Raw genomic sequence first — 25,960 nt, forward strand, 5'->3', positions numbered from 1 at the left:
GTCATGAGGAGGCCATTCGAATGGCGACGATCAAGGTCACGGACAAGACCTTCCAGGACGACGTCCTCGGGTCCGACGTGCCGGTTCTGGTGGATTTCTGGGCGGAGTGGTGCGGCCCCTGCAAGATGATCGGCCCCGCCCTCGAGGAGCTGGCCGTGGAATACGACGGCCGCATCAAGATCGCCAAGGTGAACGTGGACGAGAACCCCGCCCTGCCGGCGCAGTTCGGCATCCGCGGCATCCCGGCGCTCTTCATGTTCAAGGGCGGCGAGGTGGTCTCGAACCGCACCGGCGCCGCGCCCAAGGCGAACCTGAAGAGCTGGATCGAGGAGACCGTCTGAAGCGGTCCCCCGGAGGCCGGCCCCGGCCGGCCTCCGGGCGGCGGGCGAGCGGGAGCCCTTGCGGCTCCCCGAGCCCGGCGCTGCCCCCGCCGCTCAGGCCGGAGCGTCGAGGCCGGCGACCAGCGCGCGCAAGGTCGGAAGGCCGAGCCCCGTCTCCGCCGAGGTCACGACGATCTCCGGGAAGGCCGCCGGGTGCTTCGCCAGCGCCGCCGCCACCTCGTCGCAGACCCGGGCGAGGTCGCGGCCGGCCGGCTTGTCCGCCTTGGTCAGCACCACCTGGAAGCTGACCGCCGAACGGTCGAGCAGGCCGAGGATCTCCGAATCCACCGCCTTGATCCCGTGCCGCGCATCGACCAGCACGAACGCCCGCCGCAGCGTGACCCGCCCGGCGAGATAGGCGCGCAGCAGCGCCTGCCAGCGGTCGACCACCGCCTTCGGGGCCTCGGCGAAGCCGTATCCCGGCAGGTCGACGAGATAGCGCTCCGCGCCCAGCGCGAAATAGTTGATCTCCTGCGTCCGCCCCGGCGTGTTCGAGGCGCGCGCCAGCGCCTTCCGCCCCGTCAGCGCGTTGATCAGCGACGACTTCCCCACATTGGACCGCCCGGCGAAGCACACCTCCACCCGGTCGGCCGGCGGCAGGCCGTCCATCGCCACCACGCCCTTCAGGAACTCGACCGGCCCGGCGAAGAGCTTGCGGCCGCGCTCTGCCGCCTCCGGATCCGGCTCGGGCGCGAGGGTGAAGACCTGCCTCACAGGAAAGCCGGGTCGCCCACCGCGACGCGGCCGCCCTCGACCACCTCGGCGTAGACCCCGAAATCCTTGTGCCCCCAGCCGGCCTGCAATTCCGCCAGCGTGTCGGCGTCGCTGATCCCGGTGGCCGGATCGATCGTCGTCGCCACGCAGCGGGTGATCCGCTCGCGCACCGCCAGCACGGCCCCGCCGACCCGGATCTCGCGCCCGACCAGGTCGAACTCCCCGAAGGCCTCAAGCCCGTCCAGCCAGACGTTGCCGCGGAACCGCTCGCGCTCCAGCCGCCGCCCGAACCGCGCGCCGAGCGCCGCGAGGCTCGCCTCGTTGAGGAGCGCCACCGAGGGAAAGTCGCTGTCGGTCATCCCCCGCCCCGCCCGCACCACGAAGGCGGGCTGCACCCGCCGCGGGTCGTGCAGCGGCGCGAGCCAGGCGACCAGCGCCGCGGCGTCGTCGGGATCGTCGGGGTCGACGACGATCCCCGGCCGGTCGGGGTGCGACAGCGCGACCCGCCCCGCCGCCTCGTCGGTCTCGGCGCGGATCGCCATCAGGCTCGCCGTCCGCGCCCCCCGGCTGAAGTTCACGCAGGCCGCCCAGTCCGCGCTCCCCGGCGCGACCTTCGCCGCGTCGTGCGCCACCGCCCAGACCCGGTCCCAGGGCATGGTCTCGCCGGCGACGAGCCCGGTCGCGGCGACCGCCTCGTAGCCGCAGCCCTTGATCGGGTGGCGATAGAGCGCCGTGACGGCGGCCACGGCCGGCTACTCCGTCTTCCGCTTGCGCCGCAGCCCGGAGAGCACGTTCTCGAACACCTTCGGCTTCACGCCCTGGCTGCGCATGATCAGGTACTGCTGGGTGAAGGTGATCGAGTTGTTGGCCACCCAGTAGATCACCAGCCCGCTCGCGAACGAGCCGAGCATGAACATGAACACCCACGGCATCCACGCGAAGACCATCGCCTGCGTCTTGTCCGCCGGCGCCGGGTTCAGCTTCTGCTGGAGCCACATCGAGACGCCGAGCACGATCGGCCAGACCCCGATCGACAGGATCCCGAGCGCGCTCGCATGGTCGGGCGCCGCCCAGGGCAAGAGCCCGAACAGGTTCATCCAGCTCGTCGGATCCGGCGCCGACAGGTCATGAATCCACCCGAAGAACGGCGCATGGCGCAGCTCCAGCGTGACGAAGATCACCTTGTAGAGCGAGAAGAAGATCGGGATCTGCATCACGATGGGCAAACAGCCCGCGGCGGGATTGACCTTCTCCTTCTTGTAGAGGGCCATCACCTCCTGCTGCATCTTCACCCGGTCGTCGCCGGCCCGCTCCTTGATCGCCTCCATCTCCGGCTGCAAGGCCTTCATCTTCGACATCGAGACGTAGGACTTGTAGGCGAGCGGGAACAGGATCGCCTTGATGATGAAGGTGAGCGCGATGATCGCCACGCCCATGTTGCCGATGAAGCCGTGCAGCCAGTGCAGCGCCATGAAGATCGGCTTGGTCAGGAACCAGAACCAGCCCCAGTCGATCGCGTCGACGAAGCGGTCGATCTTCAGGTCGCGCTGGTAGGCGCGCAGCAGCGACCACTCCTTCGCCCCGGCGAAGAACCAGGTCGAGACCTCGGCCTTGGCGCCGGGCTCCACCGTCATCACCGGCAGGCGCATGTCGGTCTGGAAGGTGTCGTTGGCGGCGGTGTACTTCACCACCGCCGTGAAGGCCTGGCCGGGCTGCGCCACCAGCGAGGACATCCAGTAGTGGTCGGTGAAGCCGATCCAGCCGTCGGCGGCGGCCGGGACGGCGACGGCCTGCGCGCCCTCGGCCGGGTCCTCCGGCAGGTCCTCGAGCTGCTTCCAGGTGAACTGCTGGAGGATGCCGTCCGCGGCGCCGACGACGCCCTCGTGCAGGATCCAGAAGCGCTTGACGTTCATCGGCACGCCGTGGCGGGCGACGATGCCGTAGGGCTGCACGCTCACCGCCGCGCCGGTCGTGTTCTCGACCGACTGGGCGATCGTGAACATGTAGTCGTCGTCGATCGAGATCGTGCGGCGGAACACCAGCCCCGCGCCGTTGTCCCAGCGGATGGTGACCGGCGTCGTCTCGGTCAGCGTCTCGCCGCTCTCGATCTCCCAGGGCGTGTTCGGCCCCGGCACCGCGCCGGCCGCGAGCCCGCCCGCCGGCGCCCAGCCATAGAGCGCGTAATGCGACTCGGGCGCGCCCGCCGGGGTCAGCAGGGTGACGTTGGGCGAGCCCGCCGCGATGGTCTCGTGGTAGTCGAGGAGCTGGAGGTCGTCGATCCGCCCGCCGACCAGCGAGATCGAGCCGGCGACGCGGTCGGTGCGCACGGGGACGCGCGCGGTGCGGCCGAGCACCTCCACCCGGCTCGCCGCCGGCTCCGCGCTCGCCCCGGGCACCGCGCCCGGGGCCGCGGCGGCGGGCGCGGCCTCGCCCTCGGCGACGGTCTGGCCCGCCGGCGCCGTCTCGGGCGCGGTGGGCGGGAACAGCAGGAACCACACCAGGATGACGAGGAAGCTGAGCGCGGTCGCGAGGATCAGATTCCGGTTCTGGTCGTCCATCGCGCGCCTCCGGTCGGCCCTGTCGGAAAGGTGACAGGGTTCAACAGAAGCGCCCTGGAAAGGTCAAGGCTTATTCGGGTCGCCGCCGGCGCGCCGGCCCGGGAGCGTCGGGAAAGGGCGCGTCCGGAGAGGGCGCGTCGGGCGAGGGCGCGTCCGGAGAGGGCGCGTCCGGCGAGGGCCCCCCCTTCGCGCGCGCGCCGTAGGCGTCGAGCCAGGCGAAGGTGTCGGCGAGCCCCATCGGCCGGGCGATGTGGTAGCCCTGCGCCTGGTCGCAGCCGAGCGCGGCCAGCGCCGCGAGCCCCTCGGCGGTCTCCACCCCCTCGGCGAGCGTGGCGATGCCGAGCGCGCGCGCCATGGCGATCATCGAGGCGGTCAGCGTGCGGCTCTCCTCGCTCGCCTCGATGCCGTGGACGAAGCTGCGGTCGATCTTGATGCGGTGGACGTTCAGCCGCCGCAGGTTCTGGATCGAGGCGTGGCCGGTGCCGAAGTCGTCGAGCTCGATCTGGAAGCCGGCCGAGGCGAGGCCGCGGAGGTTCCTCACCATCAGGTCCTCGTCGGACTTGATCAGCACCGTCTCCAGCACCTCGATGGCGATGCGGCCGGGGTCGATGTCGTGGCGCTCGACCTCCCACTTGATCTTCTCGATCAGCCGGGGGTCGCGGAGCTGCGCCATGGCGAAGTTGATGCCGACCCGCGGCACCGCGAGCCCGGCGGCGTCCCAGGCGGTCAGCGCCGACAGCGCCTGCCCCAGCACCGCCTCGCCGATGCGCTCGGTGAGGTCGGCCGCCTCGGCGAAGTCGAGGAAGGCGCCGGGCGCGAGCAGGCCCTGGCGCGGGTGCCGCCAGCGCACCAGCGCCTCGAAGCCGGCGAAGGCCCCGGTCGCGACGTCGACCTGCGGCTGGTAGAACGGCCCGAGCTCGCCCCGCTCCAGCCCGGCGAGCAGCTCGGCGAACAGCGCCTCGCGCCGCTCGGTCTCGATGCGCAGGCTCTCGCGGAAGTAGCGGACCGCGCCCGGGGCCGCGTCCTGCGCCTCGGCCAGCGCGATGTCGGCGTTGGCGAGCACCCGGCCGGCCTCCGGCAGGTCGTCGGCGAGCATGGCGACGCCGATCGAGCAGCCGACCCGCCGCGCGCCGCCCTGCAGCGAGAACGGCCGGGCGAGCGACTGCTGCACCCGGTGGGCGATGGCCGCCGCCGCCGTGGCGTCGTCGAGCTCGCTCGCCACCAGCACGAAGTCGTCCTGCCCGAGATGCGCCGCGAAGTCGCCGGCGCGCAGCGCAAGGCGGATGCGGCGGGCGGCGATGCGCACGATCTCGTCGGCGACCCGCGGCCCCAGCGTCTCGCGGATCGCCTTGAAGCGGTCGAGGTCGAGGCGCAGCACCGCGGTGTGCTTCTCCGAGCGATCCGCCGCCGCCGCGAGCCGGGCGAGATGCGCCTGGAGGTAGGTGGCGTTCGGCAGCTGCGTCAGCGGATCGTGCAGCAGGCGGTGGCGCGCCTCGCGCTCCGCCTCGTTGCGGTCGCGCAGCCAGGCCGTGACGCGCCGCCGCGCCGGCAGGCCGATCGCGGCGGCGAGCCCGAGGAGGCCCAGGACCTGCGCCAGCACCGCGGCGCAGCGGCCGTGGCGGGCCTGATCCTGCGCCCGCGCCGCCTGCGCGGCGTAGCCCTGCGCCAGCGCGCGGGTCTGCGGCGCCAGCCGGTCGGCGACCAGCGCGGCCTGCGCCGCCGCCGCCTCGGGCGCGATCGTGGCCGCCGTGCCGGCGAGCTCGCGGATCGCCCGCGCCGAGGCGGCGAGCGCGCCGTCCTCCGGGCCAGCGAGGCCGGCCAGCCGCGTCTCGGTCGCGGCGAGGCGATCGAGGCTCCAGCCGAGGCCGCGGCGGGCCGTCTCCGCCTCGGGCCCGGGGGAAGCGGCGGCGATGCGGTCGAGGTCGTCCGATATCTCGTGGAGCAGCGCCGCCTCCGCCGCCGTGGTCGCGGCGAGCGTGGCGAGCCGCACCGGGCGCTGGCCCAGGCGGTCGGCGGCGATCCCCGCGGCGACCGACAGCGCCAGCGCGCCGGCGATGATGGCGGCCCCGGCCCGGACGAGCGTCCTTTCCGGCGCGGCGAGGGTGGGATCGGTCTCCGACATGCCCCGAGCCTATCCCGGGCGCCCCCCGGGAAGGGTTAAGACCAGCGCCGGACCAGTGGGGATTCTCCCGCGATATCGAGGTAAACACCGCCTTGCCCGCGGTCGCCGGCGCGGCACACTGCACGACGGTGAAGCCGAAGCCCGGCCGGAAGCAGGCCGCGACGCCGGAGCCAGACGGATTTGACCCGTGGCAAATCCGTCCGCGATCGCCCCTGCGGGGGGCGAGCGCGATTCCGCGCTCGCCGGGGCGATCACGGACGGATGGCGCGCTCCCGGAGAAATCGGCGCCCCTGACGGCTTCCGCGCGCAACCGCGCTCCAGCCGTCGGCGCGGCGAAAGCCGTGCTTTCGCCTGTCGCGCCGGGCCTCGCGGGCAAGCCCGCTTCGGTCGCTCGGGGCCTCCGTGGATCCGGCAATGCAGGCGTCGTGCAGCGTGCCGGCGCGGTTGTCGCAAATGTGCGCTATAATGAAATCAATAGCTTGCCGAATATTCACGCGTGAACAGCGGAAGCTCACAGCCCGCGGAAGTCGAAGAGGGTGGGGTCGAGCAGGTGGCTCGGGTTGGCCTGGGTCAGCGCCCGGAACAGGATGGCGCGGCGCCCCGGGCTGCGCGCCTCCCACTCGTCGACCATCCGCTTGATCTGCGCCCGCTGGAGCCCCTCCTGGCTGCCGCAGAGGTCGCAGGGGATGATCGGATAGCCCATCGCCCGGGCGAAGCGCCCGCAATCCGCCTCGGACACCAGCGCCAGCGGCCGGTGGACGTAGAGGTCGCCCTCGTCGTTCAGGAGCTTCGGCGGCATCGCCGCCAGCTTGCCGCCGTGGAAGAGGTTCAGGAGGAACGTCTCGATGACGTCGTCGCGGTGATGGCCCAGCACCACCGCCCGGCAGCCCTCCTCCCGCGCGATGCGGTAGAGATGCCCCCGCCGCAGCCGCGAGCACAGCGCGCAATAGGTCTTGCCGGACGGCACCTTGTCGACGACGACCGAATAGGTGTCCTGATACTCGATCCGGTGCGGCACGCCCATCCGGGTCAGGAACTCCGGCAGCACGCCGGCCGGAAAGCCGGGCTGGCCCTGGTCGAGGTTGCAGGCGAGGATCTCCACCGGCAAGAGCCCCCGCCATTGCAGCTCGGTCAGCGCGGCCAGCAGCGTGTAGCTGTCCTTGCCGCCGCTGAGGCACACCAGCCAGCGGTCGCCCCGCCGGGCCATGCCGTAGGTCTCGATCGCCTCCCGCGTCAGCCGGACGATCCGCTTGCGGAGCTTGCGGAACTCGGTCGTGTCGGGCGCGCCGTGGAACAGCGGGTGGATGTCGTCCTGGTCGAGCATCCCCGACCCTTACCCGCAGCGCCGCCCCGCGACAACGCCCAGGGCCCGCGCCCCCGGTTGCGCCCGGCGCGGCGGCCGTGCGAAGGGAGCGCCCGTGACCCTGCGCATCGCCACCTGGAACATCAACTCCGTCCGCCTGCGCGCCGAGGCCGTGTCCCGGCTGCTGCGCGAGGAGGCCCCCGACGTCCTCTGCCTGCAGGAGACGAAGTCCCCGGTCGAGAAGCTCCCCCTCGACGCCTTCGCCGCCCTCGGCTGGCGCCACGTCGTCGCCCGCGGCCAGAAGGGCTACAACGGCGTGATGATCCTCTCCCGCGTGCCGATCGAGGACGCCGGCGACCGCGGCTTCTGCGGCCGCGGCGACGCCCGCCACGTCGCGGCCCGCCTCCCCTCCGGCACGATCCTGCACAACTTCTACGTCCCGGCCGGCGGCGACCTGCCCGACCCGGTCGCCAACCCGAAGTTCCGCCACAAGCTCGACTTCCTCGACGAGATGCGCGCCTGGTTCGCCGCCGAGCAGCCCCGCGGCGCCATCCTCGTCGGCGACCTCAACATCGCCCCCCGCGAGGACGACGTCTGGAGCCACAAGCAGCTCCTGCGCGTGGTGTCGCACACGCCCGTCGAGGTGGAGGCGATGGCCGCGATGCAGGCCGCCGGCGGCTGGGTCGACGTCACCCGCGCCCACATCCCCGAGGGCCGGCTCTACTCCTGGTGGTCCTACCGCGCGCCCGACTGGCAGGCCGCCGACAAGGGCCGCCGCCTCGACCACGTCTGGGCCACCCCCGACCTCGCCGAGCGCTCCGGCGGCAGCCGCATCCTGCGCGCCGCCCGCGGCTGGGACGGCCCCTCCGACCACGTCCCCGTGCTGGCGGAGTTCGAGGCCTGAGCGCTCAGGCGAACGCCTTCCCGACCGGATCAGGATGCGCCGCGATCGTCCGGCCGTGGCCAAGTCCGGCGCATCGACCGCGCCCGCTCCCTGTCCCGGAGCGCCCCGCCGACGCCCCCGGAACTTCCGCGCGACCTGCGCCTGCATCAGCGCCAGCGCCATCCGCGTCGTCCGTATCCGCCGCGCCCGCGGGCCAGGCAGATCCGGGCGCCCCCTTGCGCGCCCGCCCCGATCCGGGCCTTGGAAGGCTAGCCCAACCGATAACGAAGGCCCGCCCGCATGATCCTGTCCGAGGTCCACGACCACGTCGCCCGCGTCACCCTCGACCGGCCCGAAGCCCACAACGCCCTGGACCAGGAGGCCATGCGCCGGCTGACCGCGCTCCTCGCCGGCTGGGCGGAGCGCCCCGACATCCGCGCGCTGGTCCTCACCGGAACCGGCCGCAGCTTCTGCGCCGGCGCGGCGCTCGGCGACGTCGCGGGGCGGGACTGGTCCGACAACCCGCTGACCGCCCTCTGCGACGCGCTGGAGGCCTTCCCCGCTCCGACCGTCGCCGCCCTGAACGGCGGGGCCTATGGCGGCGGCGTCGAGATCGCGCTCGCCTGCGACTTCCGCGTCGGCGTGACCGGAATGCGCGCCTTCGCGCCCCCGGCCCGGCTCGGCATCCACTACGACCCCGCCGGCCTCCGCCGCGCCGTCGACCGCCTCGGCTCGCAGACGGCCCGGCGCATGTTCCTCCTCGCCGAGACCTTCGACGCCGAGGCGCTGCTCGCCACGGGCTTCCTCGACTGGCTGGTCCCCCCCGAGGCGCTGGCCGCCAGGGCCGACGAGACCGCCGCCACCCTCGCCGGCCTCGCGCCGCTGGCGCTCCGCGGCATGAAGCGCACCCTCGTCGAGCTCTCCCGCGGCGCCCTCGACCAGGAGGCCGCCCGCGCCCGCATCCGCGCCTGCTTCGCCTCCGCCGACCACGCCGAGGGCCTCGCCGCCCAGCGCGAGAAGCGCGCCCCGCGGTTCGAGGGCCGCTAGCTGGCCCCGCTGCGGCAGGCACGCTGCACGACGGCGGCGGCAAGGGTCGCGGCGACGCCTCGCCTCGCGACGGCGCCCGCAGGATGACATGCGCATGTCAACCTGCTCGACGCGGAGCAGTTGGGGCAGGGAGGACGCAAGCTTCAATGAGTCGAACGGCGCATCGCGGGCGATTGGCCATGAAGATGCGCAGCCTTGGTGTCGGGTAGTGCGGCGCGGCAGGAAGCGCGAAAATCTCGCCCTACGTAAAATCAATGACTTAGCGAATATTCACGCGTGAACACCCCCGCGGATGGCTCACCGCGCCGCCTGCTGCCGCGGCCGGCGTGGGGCCGGCTCGGCGACCGCGGCGGGCAGCGTGACGCGAAAGACCGTCCCCGCCGGCCCCGTCGCCGCCAGCTCCAGGGCGCCGCCATGGCCGCGGACCAGCTCGGCGGCGATGACGAGGCCGAGGCCGGAGCCGCCCTGGCGCGCCCCGCCGCGGAACGGCTGGAACAGGTTCTCCCGCGCCTTCTCCGGCAGGCCGGGCCCGGTGTCGGCGACGGTGATCTCCACCCGGTCCCCCAGCGGCCGCGCCGCGATCCGCACCACCCCGGGCCGGCCGGAGGCCTCGATGGCCTGCACGCCGTTCCGCACCAGGTTGGTCAGCACCCGGAAGAGCTGGTCGGCGTCGGCGCGCAGCCGCAGGCCCCCCGGCGCCTCCGCCTCGACCCGCGCCAGCGACGCCCCGGCCGCCTCGCTCTCCGCCACCTCCTCGACGATCGGCCCGAGCTCGACGTCGGCGAGCGCCGGGGCCGCCTCCTCGGCCTTGCCGTAGGTCAGCGTCCGCTCGCAGAGGGTGATCGCCCGCGAGATCGCCGCGACGAGCTTCGGCGCCGTCCGCCGCACCGCGGGATCGGCGCTCGCCTCGATGCGGTCGGCGAGGAGCTGCGCCGTGGTCAGCAGGTTCCTGAGGTCGTGGCTGATCTTCGCCACCGCGCCGCCCAGCGCCGCCAGCCGCTCCTTCTGCTTCAGGGCCCCGGTCAGCCGCAGCTGCAGGTCGTGCAGCGCCGTCTCCGCCTCCCTCAGCTCGCGCACGTCGCTCGTCGGCGCGATCACCCGCCGCGCGTCCTCGGGATCGTCGCGATAGGCGCTCATGTGGTCGACCACCCGGCGCATCGGCGTCACGATGTAGTAGCGGGTGGCGAGGAACAGCAGCGCCGCAAAGGCGAGCGTCACCGCAAGAGAGACGTAGAGGATGCGCAACCCGTACGCGATCATCGCCGCGCGGAGCGGCCCCTCGCTCATGGTGATCTCGACCTTGGTCCCGCCGCCGGGCTCGGTCTCGCCGAGCACCCGGATCACCCGCGCGCCGCCGGCGAAGTAGACCCGCAGCGCGTCGCGCATCAGCGTCAGGTCGCTCGCGTCCTGCAGGTCGTAGTTGGCGCTGACCATCCCCGGCACCGCGCCCTGCAGCGCCAGCTCGCGCACGCCCTCGCGGCGCAGCGCGACGTTGTAGACGTCCGCGGTGGCGAGCAGCTCCTTCTCGAGGTCGGGCGAGACCTGCTCGTTCGGGCTCGCCAGCACCGCGAGCGCGGCGAGCTGGCCGAGCTCCAGCCGGTTCTGCAGGTTGTCGACGCGGAACCGCGACACCGCGGGCACGAAGATCAGCACCTCCGCAATCATCACGAAGACGATCATCAGGGCGAGGAAGCGGCCCGAGAGGGTGTTGAAACGCATGCCCGATCCTGATGGCGCGGCCTCGCCGAATCTATGCCTTGCGCGCCCCCGCCACAAGCGGCGGCCCCGGACGGGTGCGCCTGCCCTGGCGCCTGCCGCAGGGGAATCGCTTGAAGGTCACCAATCGGGCTGGGTGAGCGCGGCGAAGAGATCGCCGTCGTCCCCTCCGAGGGTCTTTCGCCGGACCTTCAGGCTGGCCTTGTCGGGCATCTCCTTGACGACATTGAGAGCAGCGCGGCGGATGGCCTCGGCGATCCCGGTCTGGCAGCCCATGGCGTCGATGGTGACGCGCGCCCCCTTGAGTTCAAGGCTCATCATGTCCGAGCGGGGGGTGTGCCTGCCCTGTGTCGCTGCCGGCGGGCGGGATGCTGCTCTTGGGAGCGCTCGGCGGCTTCGGGTTGACGCGCCGCTTCCGCGCGAGCGACGCCGCCGCCGCCGGGCGCCGGATCGTCGGCGGCGCGCGGCAGCCCCGCGCGGTCAGCGCAGCTTGAGGGTGGCGAGGCCGATCATGGCGAGGATCAGGGAGACGATCCAGAAGCGGATGACGATCTGTGGCTCGGCCCAGCCCTTCTTCTCGAAATGGTGGTGGATCGGGGCCATCAGGAAGACGCGCTTCTTCGTGCGCTTGTAGTAGGCGACCTGGATGATGACGGAGAGCGCCTCGACGACGAAGAGGCCGCCGACGATCGCGAGCACGATCTCGTGCTTGGTCGCCACCGCGATGGCGCCGAGGGCGCCGCCGAGGGCGAGGCTGCCGGTGTCGCCCATGAACACGGCCGCGGGCGGCGCGTTGTACCAGAGGAAGCCGAGGCCGCCGCCGATCAGGGCGGCCACGAAGACGGTGATCTCGCCGGTGCCGGGGACGAAGTGGACGTCGAGGTATTCGGTGAAGTCGGCGCGGCCGACGACGTAGGCGATCACCCCGAGCGAGGCGGCGGCGATCATCACCGGCATGATGGCGAGCCCGTCGAGCCCGTCGGTCAGGTTCACCGCGTTGGCGGCCCCGACGATGACCAGCATCCCGAAGGGCAGGAACAGCCAGCCGAGGTCGAGGAGCGCGGCCTTGAACACCGGGAAGGCGATGCGGCCGGTGAGCGGGTCGGGGTGGAGCCACATCGCCCAGAGGCTGGCGACGAGCGCGATGCCGAAGCCGGCGAGGAGGCGGACCCGGCCGGAGACGCCGGCATGGGTCTGCTTCGTCACCTTGGCGTAGTCGTCGGCGAAGCCGATCAGGCCGAAGCCGACGGTGACGAAGGTGACCATCCAGACGAAGCCGTTGTCGAGCCGCGCCCAGAGCAGGGTGGAGAAGAGGAGCGCCGAGAGGATGAGGAGGCCGCCCATGGTCGGCGTGCCGGCCTTGGTGAGGAGGTGGCTCTCCGGGCCGTCGGCGCGGATCGGCTGGCCACGGCCCTGGCGGACGCGCAGGAGGTCGATCAGCGGGCGGCCGAAGACGAAGCCGAAGACCAGCGCCGTGAAGAAGGCCCCGCCGGCGCGGAAGGTGATGTAGCGGAAGAGGTTGAAGACCGGCACGTTGTGCGACAGCTCGGCCAGGAAATAGAGCATCGCGCGGTCAGGCCTCCAGAAGCTCGGTGGCGAGATCGGGCGCGCGCGCCTCGCCCATGCGCTTGATCGCGTCGACGACGAGGCCGACGCGGCTGCCGTTCGAGCCCTTGACCAGCGCCACGTCGCCGGCGTCGAGCAGCCGGCCGGCCCGGGCCGCCATGGCGGCGGCGTCGGGGAACCATTCGCCGCGCCGGCCGCGGGGGAGCGCGTCGTGGAGGGCGCGCATCCGCGGGCCGGCGCAGTGGACGACGGCGACGTCCTTGAGCCCGGGGGCTTCGGCGAGGCCGGCGTGCAACGCGAGCTCGGTGGCGCCGAGCTCGAGCATGTCGCCGAGGAAGGCGACGCGGCGGCCGGCGCCGACGCGGCCGACGCCGTCCTCGACGGGCGTGGCCGCCAGCACCTCGAAGGCGGCGGCCATCGCGGCGGGGTTGGCGTTGTAGCTCTCGTCGATCAGGGTGACCTGGCCGTCGAGCCCGCCCGGCCCGAGCAGCACCTGCCAGCGGGCGCCGCGGCCCTCGGGGGCGCGCCAGGTGGCGAGGGCGAGCGCCGCGCGGGCGATGTCGGCGCCGAGGGCGTCGACGCAGGCGAGGACGCCGAGCGCGTTCATGGCGAGGTGCCGGCCGGGCGAGGCGAGCTTGAAGAGGAAGCGCCGGCCGTGAGCCGAGGCGGCGGCGCAGGTGCCCTCGGGCTTCACGGCGGTTTCCAGCAGGCGGAATTCCGGGCGGCCGGTGGCGCCGAAGCGGACGGGGCGGGCGCCGGCGCGTTTCGCGCTCGCGAGGAAGATCGGGTAGGTGGGGAGGTCCCGCAGCATGACGGCGCCGCCGCCCGGGACGAGGCCCGAATAGATCGAGGCCTTCTCGCGGGCGATGCCGCGGAGGTCGCGGAAGGCGGCGAGGTGGACGGGCGCGACGGTGGTGACGATCGCGACGTGCGGGCGGGCCATGGCGGCGAGCGGGGCAATCTCGCCGGGGGCGTTCATGCCGATCTCGATCGCGGCCCAGTCGGCGGCGGGGTCCATGCGCGCGAGCGTCAGCGGCACGCCCCAGTGGTTGTTGAAGCTCTTCTCGGCGGCGTGGACGCGGCCCTGGGCGCCGAGGGCGGCGCGCAGCATCTCCTTGGTCCCGGTCTTGCCGGCCGAGCCGGTGACGGCGACGAGCTTGCCGCGGAAGCGGGCGCGCCCTGCCCGGCCGAGGGCCTCGAGGCCCCGTTGCACGTCCGGGACGACGAGGAGGGGCGCGTCGGCGGGAACGCCGTCGGGGATGCGGGAGACCAGCGCCGCGGCGGCGCCGCGGGCGAGCGCCTCGGCGACGAAGTCGTGGCCGTCGCGGGCGGCGGTCAGCGCGACGAAGAGATCGCCGGGCGCGAGGCTGCGGGTGTCGATGGAGACGCCGGCGGCGGCCCAGTCGCCCTGGGCGCGGCCACCGGTGGCCACGGCGGCCTCGGCTGCGGTCCAGAGCGCCGTCATGCGCCGGGCCTTTCGAGCCGGCCGACGGCCGCGGCGGAGGTCCGGGGCGGGGTCATGCGCCGAGTCCCGTCGAGCGCCGGGCGGCGGTCCGGGCGTCCGGGGTCACGACCGCGGCGGCAGTGCGGAGGGCCGTCATGCGCCGAGCCCGTCGAGGGCGGCGGCGGCGACGCTCGCCTGCTCGGCGTCGTCGAAGGGCAGCACGTCGTCGCCGACGACCTGGCCGGTCTCGTGGCCCTTGCCGGCGATCAGCAGGGCGTCGCCGGGCTGGAGCGCGTCGACGGCGGCGAGGATCGCCTCGGCGCGGTCGCCGATCTCGGTCGCCTCCGGGCAGCCGGCGAGGATCTCGGCACGGATCGCCGCGGGGTCCTCGGAGCGCGGATTGTCGTCGGTGACGAAGACGACGTCGGCGCCCGCGGCGGCGGCCTTGCCCATCAGCGGGCGCTTGCCGCGGTCGCGGTCGCCGCCGGCGCCGAAGGCGATGACGAGGCGTCCGAGGACGTGGGGACGCAGCGCGGCGAGCGCCGTGGCGATGGCGTCGGGGGTGTGGGCGTAGTCGACGAACACGGTCGCGCCGTTGCGCCGGGTGGCCGCGCGCTGCATCCGGCCGCGGACGGTGCGGAGCCGCGTCAGGGCGTCGAAGACGCGCTCCGGGGCGGAGCCGGAGCCGATGGCGAGGCCGGCGGCGACGAGGGCGTTCATCGCCTGGAAGCCGCCGACGAGGTCGAGGCGCGCCGTGAAGGCGCGGCCCCGCCATTCGAAGCGGGCCTCCTGGCCCGTGGCGTCGAAGCGCTGGGCGAGGAGGCGAAGGTCGGCGCCGGCGGCGCGGCCGACGGAGAGGAGGCGCTGGTCGCGGGCGCGGGCGGCGGCGACGAAGCGGGCGCCGACGGGGTCGTCGATGTTGACGACGGCCGTGCCGCCACGGGGCAGGACGCGGGTGAGGAGCGCGAGCTTGGCCTCGACATAGGCCTCGAAGTCCCGGTGGTAGTCGAGATGGTCGCGGGTGGCGTTGGTGAAGCCGGCCGCGGCGAGGCGGACGCCGTCGAGGCGGTGCTGGTCGAGGCCGTGGCTCGACGCCTCCATGGCGGCGTGGGTGACGCCCATGCCGGCGAGGTCGGCGAGGAGCGCGTGGAGCTGGATCGGCTCGGGCGTGGTGTGGGTGAGCGCCGCCGAGACGGCGCCCTCGACGCCGACCGTGCCGAAGTTGACGGCGCGCTCGCCGAGGGCTTCCCAGATCTGGCGGGTGAAGCTCGCAACCGAGGTCTTGCCGTTGGTGCCGGTGACGGCGACGACGACCTCCGGCTGGTCGCCGGACCAGCGGGCGGCGGCGAGCGCCAGCGTGCGGCGGGGGTTCTCGACGAGGAGGACCGGGATGGCGAGGGGGCCGGCGGCCTCGGCGAGGCGCAGGCCCTCGGCGTCGGTGAGGACGGCGACGGCGCCCATGCGCAGCGCGAAGGGGACGAACTCGCCGCCGTGGACGACGCTGCCGGGCAGCGCGGCGAAGAGGTGGCCGGGCTTGGTGCGGCGGCTGTCGACGGAGAGGCCGGTGATCTCGGGGAGCGTTCCGGACCAGTCGCCCGCGCGCTTCGCGCCGGCGAGGAGGCCGAGCGCCTCGAAGCCCATCAGCTTGCCCGCGCGGCTGTCCGAGCCCCTGGCCGTCATCGCCCCTCCGTCCTTTCGCGGCACGGGGCTATTCGTTCACGGCGAGGGTGTAAAGCAGGTCGACGTCGTCCTCGGGCCGGGCGTCGGGGCGGAGGCCCATGATCGGCGCGATCCGGCGCAGCGCGTTGGCGAAGACCGGGGCGGCGGTCCAGCCGGCGGTGCGGAGCGAGGCGCCGTTGATCTTGTTGGACGGCTCGTCCAGGGCGATCACCATCACGTAGCGCGGATCGGAGGCCGGGAAGACGCCGGCGAAGGTGCCGATGGTCTTGTCGCGGGCGTAGCCGCCGTGCGGCATCGGCTTGTCGGCGGTGCCGGTCTTGCCGCCGACCTCGTAGCCGGGGACGTCGGCCTTGCGGGCGGTGCCGCGGGTGACGACGTCGCGCATCATCGAGCGGACCTTCTCGGAGGTATCCTCGGAGACCACCCGGTCCGCCTCGGTGGGCTTCCTGTCGGAGGCGATGATCGTCGGCGTGATCTTGAGGCCGCCGTTCGCCACGGAGGCGTAGGCGGTGGCGAGGTGGAGCGGCGAGACGGCGAGGCCGTGGCCGTAGGCGACGGTCATGGTGGTGAGCTCGGACCAGCGCTTGGGGTAGAGCGGCGGGGCCTTGGCGACCTCGCTGATCTCGAGGGGGAGCGCGTCCATCAGGCCGAGGCGGCGCAGGAACTTCTGCTGGGCCTCGCCGCCCATGGTCAGCGCGATGCGGGCGGCGCCGATGTTGGAGGACTGCACGATGACGTCCTGGACGGTCAGGCGCGGCCCGTAGTCGTGGAAGTCGCGGATGGTGAAGCGGCCCCAGCGCATCGGGCCGGAGGTGTCGATCAGGGTCCTGGGCGTGACCTTGCCCATGTCGAGCGCCTCGGCCACGGCGAAGATCTTGAAGGTCGAGCCGAGCTCGTAGCGGCCCTGCGCGGCGCGGTTGTAGAGCGGGCTGTCGGCGGGGTCGCCCTCGGTGGGGAGCGGCGGGCGGAGGTTGGGGTCGAAGTCCGGCAGGCTCGCCAGCGCGCGGATCTGGCCGGTGTCGGCCTCCATCAGGATGCCGACCGCGCCCTTGGCGCCCATCTCCTTCATGCCGGCGGCGAGCACGTCCTCCATGGCGATCTGCGCGGGCAGGTCGATCGAGAGGCGCAGCGGCTCGGCGACGCGGGCGGGGTCGCGCAGGCGGGCGTCCTCGAACCGCTCGACGCCGGCGACGCCGATCACTTCCGCCGCGTGGACGCCCTCGCGGCCGAAGCTCGCGCCGCCGAGCACGTGGGCGAGGACGGCGCCGTTGGGGTAGAGCCGGGTCTCGCGCGGGCCGAAGAGCAGGCCCGGCTCCCCGAGGTCGTGGACTAGCTGGCGCTGCTCGGGGGAGATGGTGCGCTTGATCCAGACAAACTTGCGGCCGTCGGTGAAGCGGTGGAGCAGCGCCCCGGCGTCGAGGTCGGGGAAAATCTCGGAGAGCGCGGTGGCGGCGCGGGCCGGGTCGATCATCTCGAGCGGCTGGGCGTAGAGCGAGGCGGTGACGATGTTGGTGGCGAGGATGGCGCCGTTGCGGTCGACGATGTCGGCGCGCTGGGCGACGATCGGCTCGCCCCCTGCCCCGGCGCGCGGCTCGACCGGCGTGCCGGCGGACATCAGCGCCATCCGCCCGGCGACGGTGGTGAAGCCGAGGATGAAGACGATGCCGAGGAGGAGGAGGCGGGTCTCGGCCCGCGCCCGCTCGGCGCGGTGCAGCGCGCGCAGGCGGGCGGCGCGCTCCTCGGCCTCGATCAGGTTCGGGTCCTTGCCCTCGGCCCGGGCGGAGAGGACGCGGGCGAGCGGGCGGAGCGGACGGCGGATCATTCGGTCTCTCCAGGCTTCTCGGCAGGGGCGGCGGCCTCGCCCTCGGGCGGGGCGCCTTCGGCCGGGACCGGCTCGGGCGGCAGCGGGAAGGCGACCATCGCCGTCTCGCCGAAGCTCCCGGGGCCGAGGGGCGCGAGGCCGAGCCCGGCGCCCGGGCCGGCGACGAGGGCGGCAAGGCGGTCGGGGCGGTTGAGGTAGGCCCATTCCGCGCTGAGCACGGCGAGGGCCTCGCGCTCGGCGGCGATGTCGGCGCGCAGGTCGGCGACGCGGTTCGCCGCCTCCTGGGTGGCATAGTTCACCCGGTAGGCCCAGGTCGCGCAGACGACGACGAGGATCGCCGCGGAGAGGTAGAGGCCCCACCTCATCGCGCGAGCCCCGCCAGCGCAAGCCGCGGCAGGCCGAGCTCGGCCGGGTCGACGCGGGCGGCCGGCGTGTCGAGCCGGCGGGCCAGCCGGAGCTTCGCCGAGCGGGCGCGCGGGTTGGCCGCGATCTCGGCGGCGTCGGCGGCGACCGCCTTGCCGGCGAGCGCGAAGCCCGGCGGGGGGCCGGCGGTCTCGGGGGCGTGCCGGCTGGCGCGCGGGGCCGCGCCGGAGCGCAGCGCGAGGTATCGCTTCACCACCCGGTCCTCCAGCGAATGGAACGTCACCACGGCGAGCCAGCCCCCGGGCGCGAGCGCCCGCTCGGCGGCGGCGAGGCCGCGGGCAAGCTCGCCGAGCTCGTCGTTCACCGCGATGCGCAGCGCCTGGAAGCTGCGGGTCGCGGCGTGGGGCTGGCCCGGCTTCGGCCGCGGCAGGCAGCGCTCGATGGCCGCCGCGAGCGCCGTCGTGGTATCGAAGGGGCGCGCCGCGACGATGGCTCGGGCGATGCGCCGGGCGGCGCGCTCCTCGCCGTACTGGTGGAGGATGTCGGCGAGGAGCGCCTCGGGCGCGGCGTTGACGAGGTCGGCGGCGCTCGGGCCATCGGCGCCCATGCGCATGTCGAGCGGCCCCTCGCGCAGGAAGGAGAAGCCGCGGTCGGCCTCGTCGAGCTGCATCGAGGAGACGCCGATGTCGAGGGTGACGCCGTCGAGGGGCGCGTCGGCGATCTCGTCGAGCCGGCCGAAGGCGCCGGCGCGGAGGTCGAGGCGGCCGGCGTAGGCGCCGGCCCAGGCGGCGGCGCGGGCGAGCGCGGTCGGGTCGCGGTCGACGCCGATGACCCGCGCCGCGCCGGCGTCGAGGAGCGCGCGGGCGTAGCCGCCGGCGCCGAGGGTGCCGTCGAGCCAGACGCCGCGGACCGGCGCCACGGCGGCGAGGATCGGCCCGAGCAGCACCGGGACGTGGGGCGGGCGATCCATCATCATGCTCCGCCTCCGGCCCGCTCGCGCCGCGCCTTCTCGAGGAGCTGCGCCACGCCCGCGCCGCCGCGGGCGTGGCGTCGCGCGGCCATCTCGGCGGCGTGGGCGGCGTAGGCGCCGCTCTCCCAGATGTCGAAGCGGTCGCCCATGCCGGAGAAGGTCGCCTCGTCGCCGAGGCCGGCGGCGTCGCGCAGCTTCTGGCTCAGCACGATGCGGCCGGTGTCGTCGAGGCTGACATAGGCCGCCTGGCTGTTCAGCACGTAGGCGAGGTCGTCGGTGTCGTCGTCGAAGGCGTTCATCGACGAGACGAGGTCGTCGAGCTGCTCCATGGCGCGGATGGTGAAGCATTCGAGGCGTCTGGCCTCGGTGCGGCCGTGAATGACGACGAGGCTCGGCGCGGCGCCGGCGACCCAGTCGGGATCGCCTTCCTCGAGGACGCGGCGAAACTGGGCGGGGATCGACACGCGACCCTTCGCATCCACCTTGTGGACCGATTCGCCCTTGAACCGCCGCGACACCCGGGCCCGCTCCTGTCCTCTCACCGCCCCGGGAGACAAAAAGACGGGCCGTGCCACCTGCAGCACGACCCGCCCTGGTCCCTCTGGGGCCCTCGGCCCGACTGCGCCTGCCTGCTCGTTCTGTCCGCGCCGGGTCTCTCGTTTCGTCTGGGAAAGCGGCGGGCCTGTATGAAACCTGCCGTGTTTCGCGCCGTGGGTCTTGCCGCCCTCGAACCTGTGACCGCCGCCTTCCCGTGGGTCCAGTATGTATCATGGGAGATCGTGGGAAACAACGGTATTTTCCACCACCAGATGGGATTGCGCCCATTTTCCAGCTGCTTCGGCGCCACAGGTCAAGCCAAATCGGCACCGCCGCGGAACTTGTTGTGTGCCCTGTGGCGGAGGCATACCACATATTGTGCAACCGGGAGTTGTAAGAACAATACATAAAAATCGCCACGGTCATGGGCCGGGGCGGCGGCCGGGCTTTCGCGGGCGCGCTGCGGGATCGAATCGGGGGAAAGCCATGGCGTCCCGGCGAGTTGGCGCCGCTCGTTCACGCGCGCGCTTGAGGGCGGGCGCGGGCGCAAGTAGCATCCGCGCGCCCACAGAGACCCCAGCCAGCGAAAGAGCCCCGTCGTGAGAACCGGTTCCGTCACCCGCCGCGAGGCGCTCGCCGCAGCGCTCGCGTCAGGCGCCTTCTTCCTCTTGCCCGCGCTCGCCCGCGCGGCCGACGACCAGGTCGCGACCGGGCCGGCCGAGCCCTTCTCGTTCGACGGGCTGAAGGCGATGGCGCGGGACCTGGCGCAGCGGCCCTTCGAGCCGGCGCCGGTCCCGAACGCGGCGATCCTCGAGAGCATCGACTACGACCTGCACAACCAGATCACCTACCGGGCCGACCACACGCTCTGGGCCGACGATCCGGAGGCGGCGAAGGTCCGGTTCTTCCACCCCGGCCGCTACTTCAAGGAGCCGGTGCGCATCTTCGACGTCGAGAACGGCATGGCGCGCGAGATCCCCTATGCGGCGGCGCTCTTCGACATGCCGGAGGGCCATCCGGCGCGGGCGCTCGGGCCGGACACCGGGCTCGCCGGGTTCCGGGTGATGGATCCGGAGCAGAAGAACGACTGGATGGCGTTCCTCGGGGCCTCCTACTGGCGGACCGCCGGCTATTCCGGGCAGTTCGGCATGTCGGTGCGGGGCCTCGCCATCGACACCGCCGCCGGGACGCCGGAGGAGTTCCCGCGCTTCACCCGGTTCTGGCTGGAGCGGGCGCCGGGGGGCGGGCTGGTCGTCTACGCGCTGATGGAGAGCCCGCGGACCACCGGGGCCTACCGCATCGCCTCGACGCGGGGGACCGAGGGGATCGTGCAGGACGTCGACGCCGAGATCTTCGTGCGCGGCGACATCGGGCTCCTCGGGCTTGCGCCGCTGACCTCGATGTTCTGGTTCGGCAAGAGCAACCGCTTCGTCTCGCCGGACTGGCGGCCGGAGGTGCATGACAGCGACGGGCTGGAGATCCTGACCGGCGCCGGCGAGCGGATCTGGCGGCCGCTCAACAACCCGCCGCGGGCGATGACCAACGCCTTCGTGGACGAGAACCCGCGCGGGTTCGGGCTGGCGCAGCGGGAGCGGAGCTTTGCGGAGTACCAGGACGACGGGGTGTTCTACGAGCGCCGAGCGACCGTGTGGGTGGAGCCCGTCGGCGACTGGGGGCGGGGCGCGGTGACGCTGGTGGAGCTGTCGACCAACGACGAGATCCACGACAACCTGGTGGCCTTCTGGCGGCCGGAGGCGCCGGCGACGGCGGGGGCGTCGTTCGCGACCGCCTACCGGCTGCACTGGGTGGAGACGAGCCCGGAGGCGGCGGTGGCGCGGTTCACCGCGACGCGGATCGGCGCGGGCGGCGTGCCGGGGCAGCCGCGGCCGGAGAACGTGGTGAAGTTCGTGGTCGACCTCGACGGCCGCGGCTTCGAGGGGCTCGACCGGACGTCCGGCGTCGAGGCGGTGGTGGAGGCGAGCCGGGGCGAGCTGGGGCTGACGGTGGCCTATCCGATCGCCGAGGCGACGGGGTGGCGGGTGATGTTCGACCTCGACATCGGCCCCGCGGACGGGACGGACGAGCCGATCAACCTGCGCATGTACGTCTCCCACGACGGGCAGGCGAAGAGCGAGACCTGGATCGCCCAGGCTTTCCCGTCGCAGCTGCACGCGCTGCTCGACTCGCACGCCTGATCAGGAGGGCGCGGCGAGGCTGCCCGACCGCGGCGAGGCTGCCCGACCGCGGCGCGGGCGCGCGGCTGGGGGCGTCGGGCGGCTGGGCGCGCGGTATCCGGGCGCCCGGCCGGCAGGTTCCGACTCGGTCCGTCCGATCTTGCCGAGGCGAAGGCCGGGGCCATCGCGGCGCCTGCCTTGGTGTTCTGCGCCGGATGATTGGCTTGAGGCTGACCGCGGTAGCGGGCGGGGCGCGCGTGGGGAGAGCGGACGGACGGTTCCGAGGGTCGCGGCGGTGAGCGGCACGGGGGCGTGCGCGGCGGGGGCCGACGGGCGGGGCCCTCGGGCGTTGGGGGCCGGGCGCGGGGGGCTTGCGCGGCGGGGGCAGACCCTGGATTAGTGCGGGAAAACACCGGGGAGGACTACATGAAGACCATCAAGGGCCCCGCCCTGTTCCTGGCGCAGTTCGCCGGGGATGCGGCGCCGTTCAACTCGTGGGACGCCATCACGAAATGGGCGGGCGAGATCGGCTACAAGGGGGTGCAGCTGCCGTCGTGGGACGGGCGGCTCTTCGACGTCGCGAAGGCGGCGGAGTCGAAGGATTACTGCGACGAGGTCAAGGGCGTCGCGGCGGCGAACGGGGTGGAGGTGACGGAGCTCTCCACGCATCTGCAGGGGCAGCTCGTCGCGGTGCATCCGGCCTATGACGCGCCGTTCGACGGGTTCGCGGCGCCGGAGGTGCGCGGGAACCCCAAGGCGCGGCAGGAATGGGCCGTGGACCAGGTGAGGAAGGCGCTGAGCGCGTCGCGGAACCTCGGGCTGACGGCGCAGGCGACGTTCTCGGGCGCGCTGGCCTGGCCCTTCGTCTATCCTTGGCCGCAGCGGCCGGCGGGGCTGATCGAGACGGCGTTCGACGAGCTGGCGCGACGGTGGAAGCCGATCCTCGATCATGCCGAGGAATGCGGGGTGGATGTCTGCTTCGAGATCCACCCGGGCGAGGACCTCTTCGACGGGACCACCTACGAGATGTTCCTCGAGCGGACCGGGAACCATGCGCGGGCCTGCATGCTCTACGACCCGTCGCACTACGTGCTGCAATGCCTCGACTATCTCGACAACATCGACGTCTACCGCGAGCGGATCCGCATGTTCCACGTCAAGGACGCCGAGTTCAACCCGACCGGGCGGCAGGGGGTCTATTCCGGCTTCGCGCCCTGGGTGGACCGGGCGGGCCGGTTCCGGTCGCTCGGCGACGGGCAGGTGGATTTCGGGGCGGTGTTCTCGAAGATGGCGGCGAACGGCTTCGACGGCTGGGCCGTGGTGGAGTGGGAATGCTGCCTGAAGCATCCCGAGGACGGGGCCCGCGAGGGGGCGGAGTTCGTCAAGGCGCACATCATCCGGGTGACGGAGAAGGCCTTCGACGATTTCGCGGCCGGCGGGACCGACGAGGCGGCGAACCGGCGGCTGCTGGGGATCGGGTGATGCGGATCGGCTTCAACCTGCTGCTCTGGACCGGATTCGTCACCGAGGAGCACGGGCACGCGCTCGAGACGATCAAGGCGGCCGGCTATGACGGGGTGGAGATCCCGCTCTTCGACGGCGATCCGGCGCAGTACGAGGTGCTGGGCCGGCGGATCGCCGATCTGGGGCTGGGGGTGACGGCGGTCGGGCTGGTGCCCGACGCGGAGCGGAGCCCGATCTCGGCGGACGCGCGGGCGCGGGAGGGGGCTGCTGCGCATCTGCGCTGGCTCGTCGACTGCACCAAGGCGCTGCGGGCGGACGTGCTGTGCGGGCCGTTCCACCAGCCGCTGGGCGTGTTCTCCGGGGCGGGGCCCACGGAGGAGGAGCTGGCGAGGCTCGTGGAGGCGCATCGGGCGATGGCGGACTATGCCGGCGACCTGACGCTCGCCATCGAGCCGCTGAACCGGTTCGAGTGCTACGTGCTCAACACCGCGGCGCAGGCGGCGGCGCATGTGCGGGCGGTGCGGCGGCCGAACTTCGGGTATCTCTACGACACGTTCCACGCCAACATCGAGGAGAAGGACCCGGTCGGGGTCATCGCCGAGACGGCGACGCAGATCACCCACGTCCATATCTCGGAGAACGACCGCGGCACGCCCGGCAAGGGGCATGTGCCGCTCGCGGAGACGCTCGCGGCGCTGAAGGCGGTCGGCTACGACGGCTGGCTGACCATCGAGGCCTTCGGGCTGGCGCTGCCGGCGCTGGCCGCCGCGACGCGGGTGTGGCGGAAGTTCTACGTCGACGAGACCGAGGTGGTGCGGGACGGGATCAAGGCCATCCGCGCCGGGCTGGCGGCCTGAGCCTCGGGGCTCCCCGGCACGCGCTAACACGCGTGATAGGGGGGTTATGTAGTTGATTTTATTAGAATAAGACAAAGTGCGCCCTTGCGGCGCCGGGGAGGGAGGACAGGATGGCGATCGAGGGAACCGCGGCCGGGGGCGCGCCGCGCAGGATCCGGCTCGGGATGGTCGGGGGCGGCAAGGACGCCTTCATCGGGGGCGTGCATCGCATCGCGGCGCGCATCGACGGCGAGTTCGAGCTGGTGGCGGGGGCGCTGAGCTCGACGCCGGAGAGGTCGCGGGCAAGCGGCGCGGCGCTCGGCCTCGCGCCGGACCGGGTCTATGACGACTTCGAGGCGATGGCGAAGCGCGAGGCGCGGCTGAAGGACGGGATCGAGGCGGTGGCGATCGTCACGCCGAACCACATGCACGCCCCGGCGGCGCGGGCGTTCCTGAAGCGCGGCATCCACGTGATCTGCGACAAGCCGATGACCGCGACGCTCGCCGAGGCGCGGCGGCTGGCGAAGGCCGCGGGGGAGTCGGATGCGCTCTTCGTGCTGACGCACAACTACACCGGCTATCCGATGATCCGGCAGGCGCGGGCGATGGTGGCCGAGGGGCTGCTCGGCAAGATCCGGGTGGTGCAGGCGGAGTATGCGCAGGACTGGCTGGCGACGCCGATCGAGCAGAGCGGGCAGAAGCAGGCGGACTGGCGCACGGATCCGGCGCGGACCGGGGCGGGCGGGTCGACGGGCGACATTGGAACCCATGCCTATAATCTCGCCTGCTTCGTGACGGGGTTGAGGCTGGAGAGCTTGGCGGCCGACCTGCAGGCTTTCGTGCCGGGGCGGCGGGTGGACGACAACGGGCATGTGCTGCTGCGCTTCGAGGGGGGCGCGCGCGGGATGCTGTGGTGCAGCCAGGTGGCGCCCGGCTGCGAGAACGCGCTGCGGCTGCGCGTCTTCGGCGAGAAGGGCGGGCTGGAATGGGCGCAGGAGGACCCGAACTACCTGTGGTTCACGCCGCTGGGCGAGCCGCGGCGGCTGATCACCCGGGGCGGGGCGGGCTCGGGGCCGGAGGCGGCGCGGGTGACGCGCACGCCGCCGGGGCATCCGGAGGGCTATCTGGAGGGCTTCGCCAACATCTACGCCGAGGCGGCGCGGGCGATCCGGGCGCGGCAGGAGGGGAAGGCGGTCCCGGCGGACGTGGTGTTCCCCTCGCTGGAGGAGGGCGTGGCGGGCGTCGCCTTCGTCGACGCCTGCGTGCGGTCGTCCGCCCGCAACGGGGCCTGGGTCACGCCGTGAGCAGCGCCCGGGCCGTCTCGCTGCCGCGGAGCACGAGGCGGCCGGGGGTGGGGCCGACCGGCGGGGCGCGGCGCGGCCCGAAGCCGGGCAGGATGGCGAGCAGGTGGCGGCCGAGCGCGCAGCCGACGGCGTCGAGGTCGGTCTCGAAGCTCGACAGCGTGGGCGCGACGGCGCCGGGGGCGAGCGCGGGCAGCGCGCAGATCATCGAGGAGCTGCGGCCGACGGGGCGGCCGAGGGCGGCGAGCTCGCGGTAGAGCCCGGCGGCGATGGTCTCGTTGCCGGCGAGGAAGGCGGTCGGCGCGCGGCCCGGGTCGGCGAGGGCGGCGCGGGAGTCGTCGGTGAGGCGGTAGGCGCGGGTGGCTAGGATCTGCGCCTCGACGCCGAGGCGCTCGGCCTCGGCGCGGAAGACCCGGCGCAGGATGTCGTTGTAGTTGAGGTCGAACTCGTTGGTGACGAGGGCGAGGCGGCGCTGGCCGGCGGCGGCGAAGGCGCGCGCGGCCTCGGCGGCGGCGGTCTCGAAGTCGAAGTCGACCCAAGGGTGGCTGCCCGGATCGGCGCTGCGGCCGAAGCAGACGAACCGGGTCCCCGTGGCCTCGAGGCAGGCGATTCGCGGGTCGTGGCGGCGGGTCTGGGTGAGGATGATCGCGTCGGCGATGCGGCGGGAGACGACGCGCTGGAGGTTGGCGAGGGGGTCCTCCTCGGGGCCGCGGAACAGCACCATGAGGTCGACGTCCTCGCGGTGCAGGGTGCGGCGGACGCCCTCGAAGACCCGGCCGAAGATCGAATCGACCTGCGGGCCGATCACCGAGGTGGGGACGAGGGCGGCGACCATGCCGGTGCAGCCCTTGCGCAGGCTGCGGCCGGACTGGTTGGGCTCGTAGCCCGCGGCCGCGGCGGCGGCCTTGACCCGGGCCCGCGTCGACTCGTTGACGTCGGGGCGGCCGTTGAGCGCCCTCGAAACCGTGCCGATGGAGAGATCCAGTTCGCGCGCCAACGTGCGGATGCCCATACTCGCCTCCCGCATGCAATGATGGTCTTTGCACCGACATTTGCGCCGCGGCCTCGGAAAGGCAAGGC

22 protein-coding genes are annotated in these 25,960 nt (G+C 73.3%); 7 read left to right on the forward strand and 15 right to left on the reverse strand.

Annotated elements, in window-relative coordinates; all coding sequences use genetic code 11:
• Positions 1-20: 20 nt before the first annotated feature.
• Positions 21-341 carry a thioredoxin gene (gene trxA, locus KBB57_RS07660; protein ID WP_290748312.1) on the forward strand — a complete coding sequence of 107 codons (321 nt, stop codon included), beginning with the start codon at positions 21-23 and terminating at the stop codon, positions 339-341.
• A gap of 93 nt (positions 342-434) precedes the next feature.
• Here the strand turns inward: trxA and yihA are convergent, their stop codons facing one another.
• The 5 genes from yihA to ttcA all read right to left on the reverse strand — a co-directional run bounded on the left by yihA (position 435) and on the right by ttcA (position 7,098).
• The gene (yihA, locus tag KBB57_RS07665) at positions 435-1,094 is read right to left on the reverse strand and encodes a ribosome biogenesis GTP-binding protein YihA/YsxC (RefSeq protein WP_290748315.1); all 660 of its coding nucleotides are present in this window, start codon (positions 1,092-1,094) and stop codon (positions 435-437) included.
• A complete protein-coding gene (locus KBB57_RS07670) occupies positions 1,091-1,840 on the reverse strand; it encodes an MOSC domain-containing protein (protein ID WP_290748317.1) in 750 nt (249 codons plus the stop codon). The genes yihA and KBB57_RS07670 overlap by 4 nt, the downstream gene beginning before the upstream one ends.
• Before the next feature lie 6 nt (positions 1,841-1,846).
• Positions 1,847-3,652 carry a membrane protein insertase YidC gene (yidC, locus tag KBB57_RS07675; protein WP_290748319.1) on the reverse strand — a complete coding sequence of 602 codons (1,806 nt, stop codon included), beginning with the start codon at positions 3,650-3,652 and terminating at the stop codon, positions 1,847-1,849.
• Positions 3,653-3,722: 70 nt separating this feature from the next.
• Positions 3,723-5,774, reverse strand: a complete 2,052-nt coding sequence (locus KBB57_RS07680; protein WP_290748321.1) for a bifunctional diguanylate cyclase/phosphodiesterase — start codon at positions 5,772-5,774, stop codon at positions 3,723-3,725.
• A 511-nt stretch (positions 5,775-6,285) separates the two neighbouring features.
• Positions 6,286-7,098, reverse strand: coding sequence for a tRNA 2-thiocytidine(32) synthetase TtcA (gene ttcA / locus KBB57_RS07685; RefSeq protein WP_290748323.1), 813 nt, complete (start codon positions 7,096-7,098; stop codon positions 6,286-6,288).
• Positions 7,099-7,192: 94 nt separating this feature from the next.
• Between ttcA and KBB57_RS07690 the strand changes: the two genes are divergently transcribed.
• Together KBB57_RS07690 and KBB57_RS07695 are read left to right on the forward strand one after the other, a co-directional pair.
• Positions 7,193-7,981 (forward strand): exodeoxyribonuclease III, encoded by a 789-nt coding sequence (locus KBB57_RS07690; protein WP_290748325.1) that lies wholly within the window; start codon positions 7,193-7,195, stop codon positions 7,979-7,981.
• A 279-nt stretch (positions 7,982-8,260) separates the two neighbouring features.
• A complete protein-coding gene (locus KBB57_RS07695) occupies positions 8,261-9,007 on the forward strand; it encodes an enoyl-CoA hydratase/isomerase family protein (protein ID WP_290748327.1) in 747 nt (248 codons plus the stop codon).
• Between the two features lie 297 nt (positions 9,008-9,304).
• Here the strand turns inward: KBB57_RS07695 and KBB57_RS07700 are convergent, their stop codons facing one another.
• The 9 genes from KBB57_RS07700 to KBB57_RS07740 form a co-directional block, all read right to left on the reverse strand.
• Positions 9,305-10,726 carry a sensor histidine kinase gene (locus KBB57_RS07700; RefSeq protein WP_290748329.1) on the reverse strand — a complete coding sequence of 474 codons (1,422 nt, stop codon included), beginning with the start codon at positions 10,724-10,726 and terminating at the stop codon, positions 9,305-9,307.
• A 117-nt stretch (positions 10,727-10,843) separates the two neighbouring features.
• Positions 10,844-11,041 (reverse strand): hypothetical protein, encoded by a 198-nt coding sequence (locus tag KBB57_RS07705; protein WP_290748331.1) that lies wholly within the window; start codon positions 11,039-11,041, stop codon positions 10,844-10,846.
• Between the two features lie 162 nt (positions 11,042-11,203).
• The gene (gene mraY / locus KBB57_RS07710) at positions 11,204-12,289 is read right to left on the reverse strand and encodes a phospho-N-acetylmuramoyl-pentapeptide-transferase (protein WP_290748333.1); all 1,086 of its coding nucleotides are present in this window, start codon (positions 12,287-12,289) and stop codon (positions 11,204-11,206) included.
• Positions 12,290-12,296: 7 nt separating this feature from the next.
• Positions 12,297-13,754 (reverse strand): UDP-N-acetylmuramoyl-tripeptide--D-alanyl-D-alanine ligase, encoded by a 1,458-nt coding sequence (murF, locus tag KBB57_RS07715; RefSeq protein ID WP_290748335.1) that lies wholly within the window; start codon positions 13,752-13,754, stop codon positions 12,297-12,299.
• Positions 13,755-13,886: 132 nt separating this feature from the next.
• Positions 13,887-15,413 carry a UDP-N-acetylmuramoyl-L-alanyl-D-glutamate--2,6-diaminopimelate ligase gene (locus KBB57_RS07720; RefSeq protein ID WP_290748337.1) on the reverse strand — a complete coding sequence of 509 codons (1,527 nt, stop codon included), beginning with the start codon at positions 15,411-15,413 and terminating at the stop codon, positions 13,887-13,889.
• A gap of 28 nt (positions 15,414-15,441) precedes the next feature.
• A complete protein-coding gene (locus KBB57_RS07725; RefSeq protein ID WP_290748339.1) occupies positions 15,442-17,235 on the reverse strand; it encodes a penicillin-binding protein 2 in 1,794 nt (597 codons plus the stop codon).
• The gene (locus KBB57_RS07730) at positions 17,232-17,600 is read right to left on the reverse strand and encodes a cell division protein FtsL (protein WP_290748342.1); all 369 of its coding nucleotides are present in this window, start codon (positions 17,598-17,600) and stop codon (positions 17,232-17,234) included. The genes KBB57_RS07725 and KBB57_RS07730 overlap by 4 nt, the downstream gene beginning before the upstream one ends.
• On the reverse strand, positions 17,597-18,568 hold the full coding sequence (rsmH, locus tag KBB57_RS07735; protein WP_290748425.1) for a 16S rRNA (cytosine(1402)-N(4))-methyltransferase RsmH: 972 nt from the start codon (positions 18,566-18,568) through the stop codon (positions 17,597-17,599). The genes KBB57_RS07730 and rsmH overlap by 4 nt, the downstream gene beginning before the upstream one ends.
• 2 nt (positions 18,569-18,570) lie before the next feature.
• Entirely contained in the window at positions 18,571-19,086 is a 516-nt protein-coding gene (locus KBB57_RS07740; RefSeq protein WP_290748344.1) for a cell division/cell wall cluster transcriptional repressor MraZ, read from the reverse strand.
• Positions 19,087-19,704: 618 nt separating this feature from the next.
• On the opposite strand from KBB57_RS07740, the gene KBB57_RS07745 reads away from it, so the two are divergent.
• The 4 genes from KBB57_RS07745 (at position 19,705) to KBB57_RS07760 (ending at position 24,883) form a co-directional block, all read left to right on the forward strand.
• Positions 19,705-21,300 carry a glucan biosynthesis protein gene (locus KBB57_RS07745; RefSeq protein ID WP_290748346.1) on the forward strand — a complete coding sequence of 532 codons (1,596 nt, stop codon included), beginning with the start codon at positions 19,705-19,707 and terminating at the stop codon, positions 21,298-21,300.
• A 405-nt stretch (positions 21,301-21,705) separates the two neighbouring features.
• Positions 21,706-22,761: a sugar phosphate isomerase/epimerase gene (locus tag KBB57_RS07750; protein ID WP_290748348.1), complete on the forward strand. Its 1,056-nt coding sequence runs from the start codon at positions 21,706-21,708 to the stop codon at positions 22,759-22,761.
• On the forward strand, positions 22,761-23,600 hold the full coding sequence (locus tag KBB57_RS07755) for a sugar phosphate isomerase/epimerase (protein ID WP_290748350.1): 840 nt from the start codon (positions 22,761-22,763) through the stop codon (positions 23,598-23,600). The genes KBB57_RS07750 and KBB57_RS07755 overlap by 1 nt, the downstream gene beginning before the upstream one ends.
• Positions 23,601-23,710: 110 nt before the next feature.
• On the forward strand, positions 23,711-24,883 hold the full coding sequence (locus tag KBB57_RS07760; protein WP_290748352.1) for a Gfo/Idh/MocA family oxidoreductase: 1,173 nt from the start codon (positions 23,711-23,713) through the stop codon (positions 24,881-24,883).
• Here KBB57_RS07760 and KBB57_RS07765 read toward each other — a convergent pair.
• Positions 24,873-25,892, reverse strand: a complete 1,020-nt coding sequence (locus KBB57_RS07765) for a LacI family DNA-binding transcriptional regulator (RefSeq protein ID WP_290748354.1) — start codon at positions 25,890-25,892, stop codon at positions 24,873-24,875. The two genes, KBB57_RS07760 and KBB57_RS07765, sit on opposite strands and share 11 nt — an antisense overlap.
• Positions 25,893-25,960: the final 68 nt, after the last annotated feature.

Source organism: Amaricoccus sp. (genome assembly GCF_017993425.1).
In the GTDB taxonomy this organism is placed as follows: Bacteria; Pseudomonadota; Alphaproteobacteria; order Rhodobacterales; family Rhodobacteraceae; genus Amaricoccus.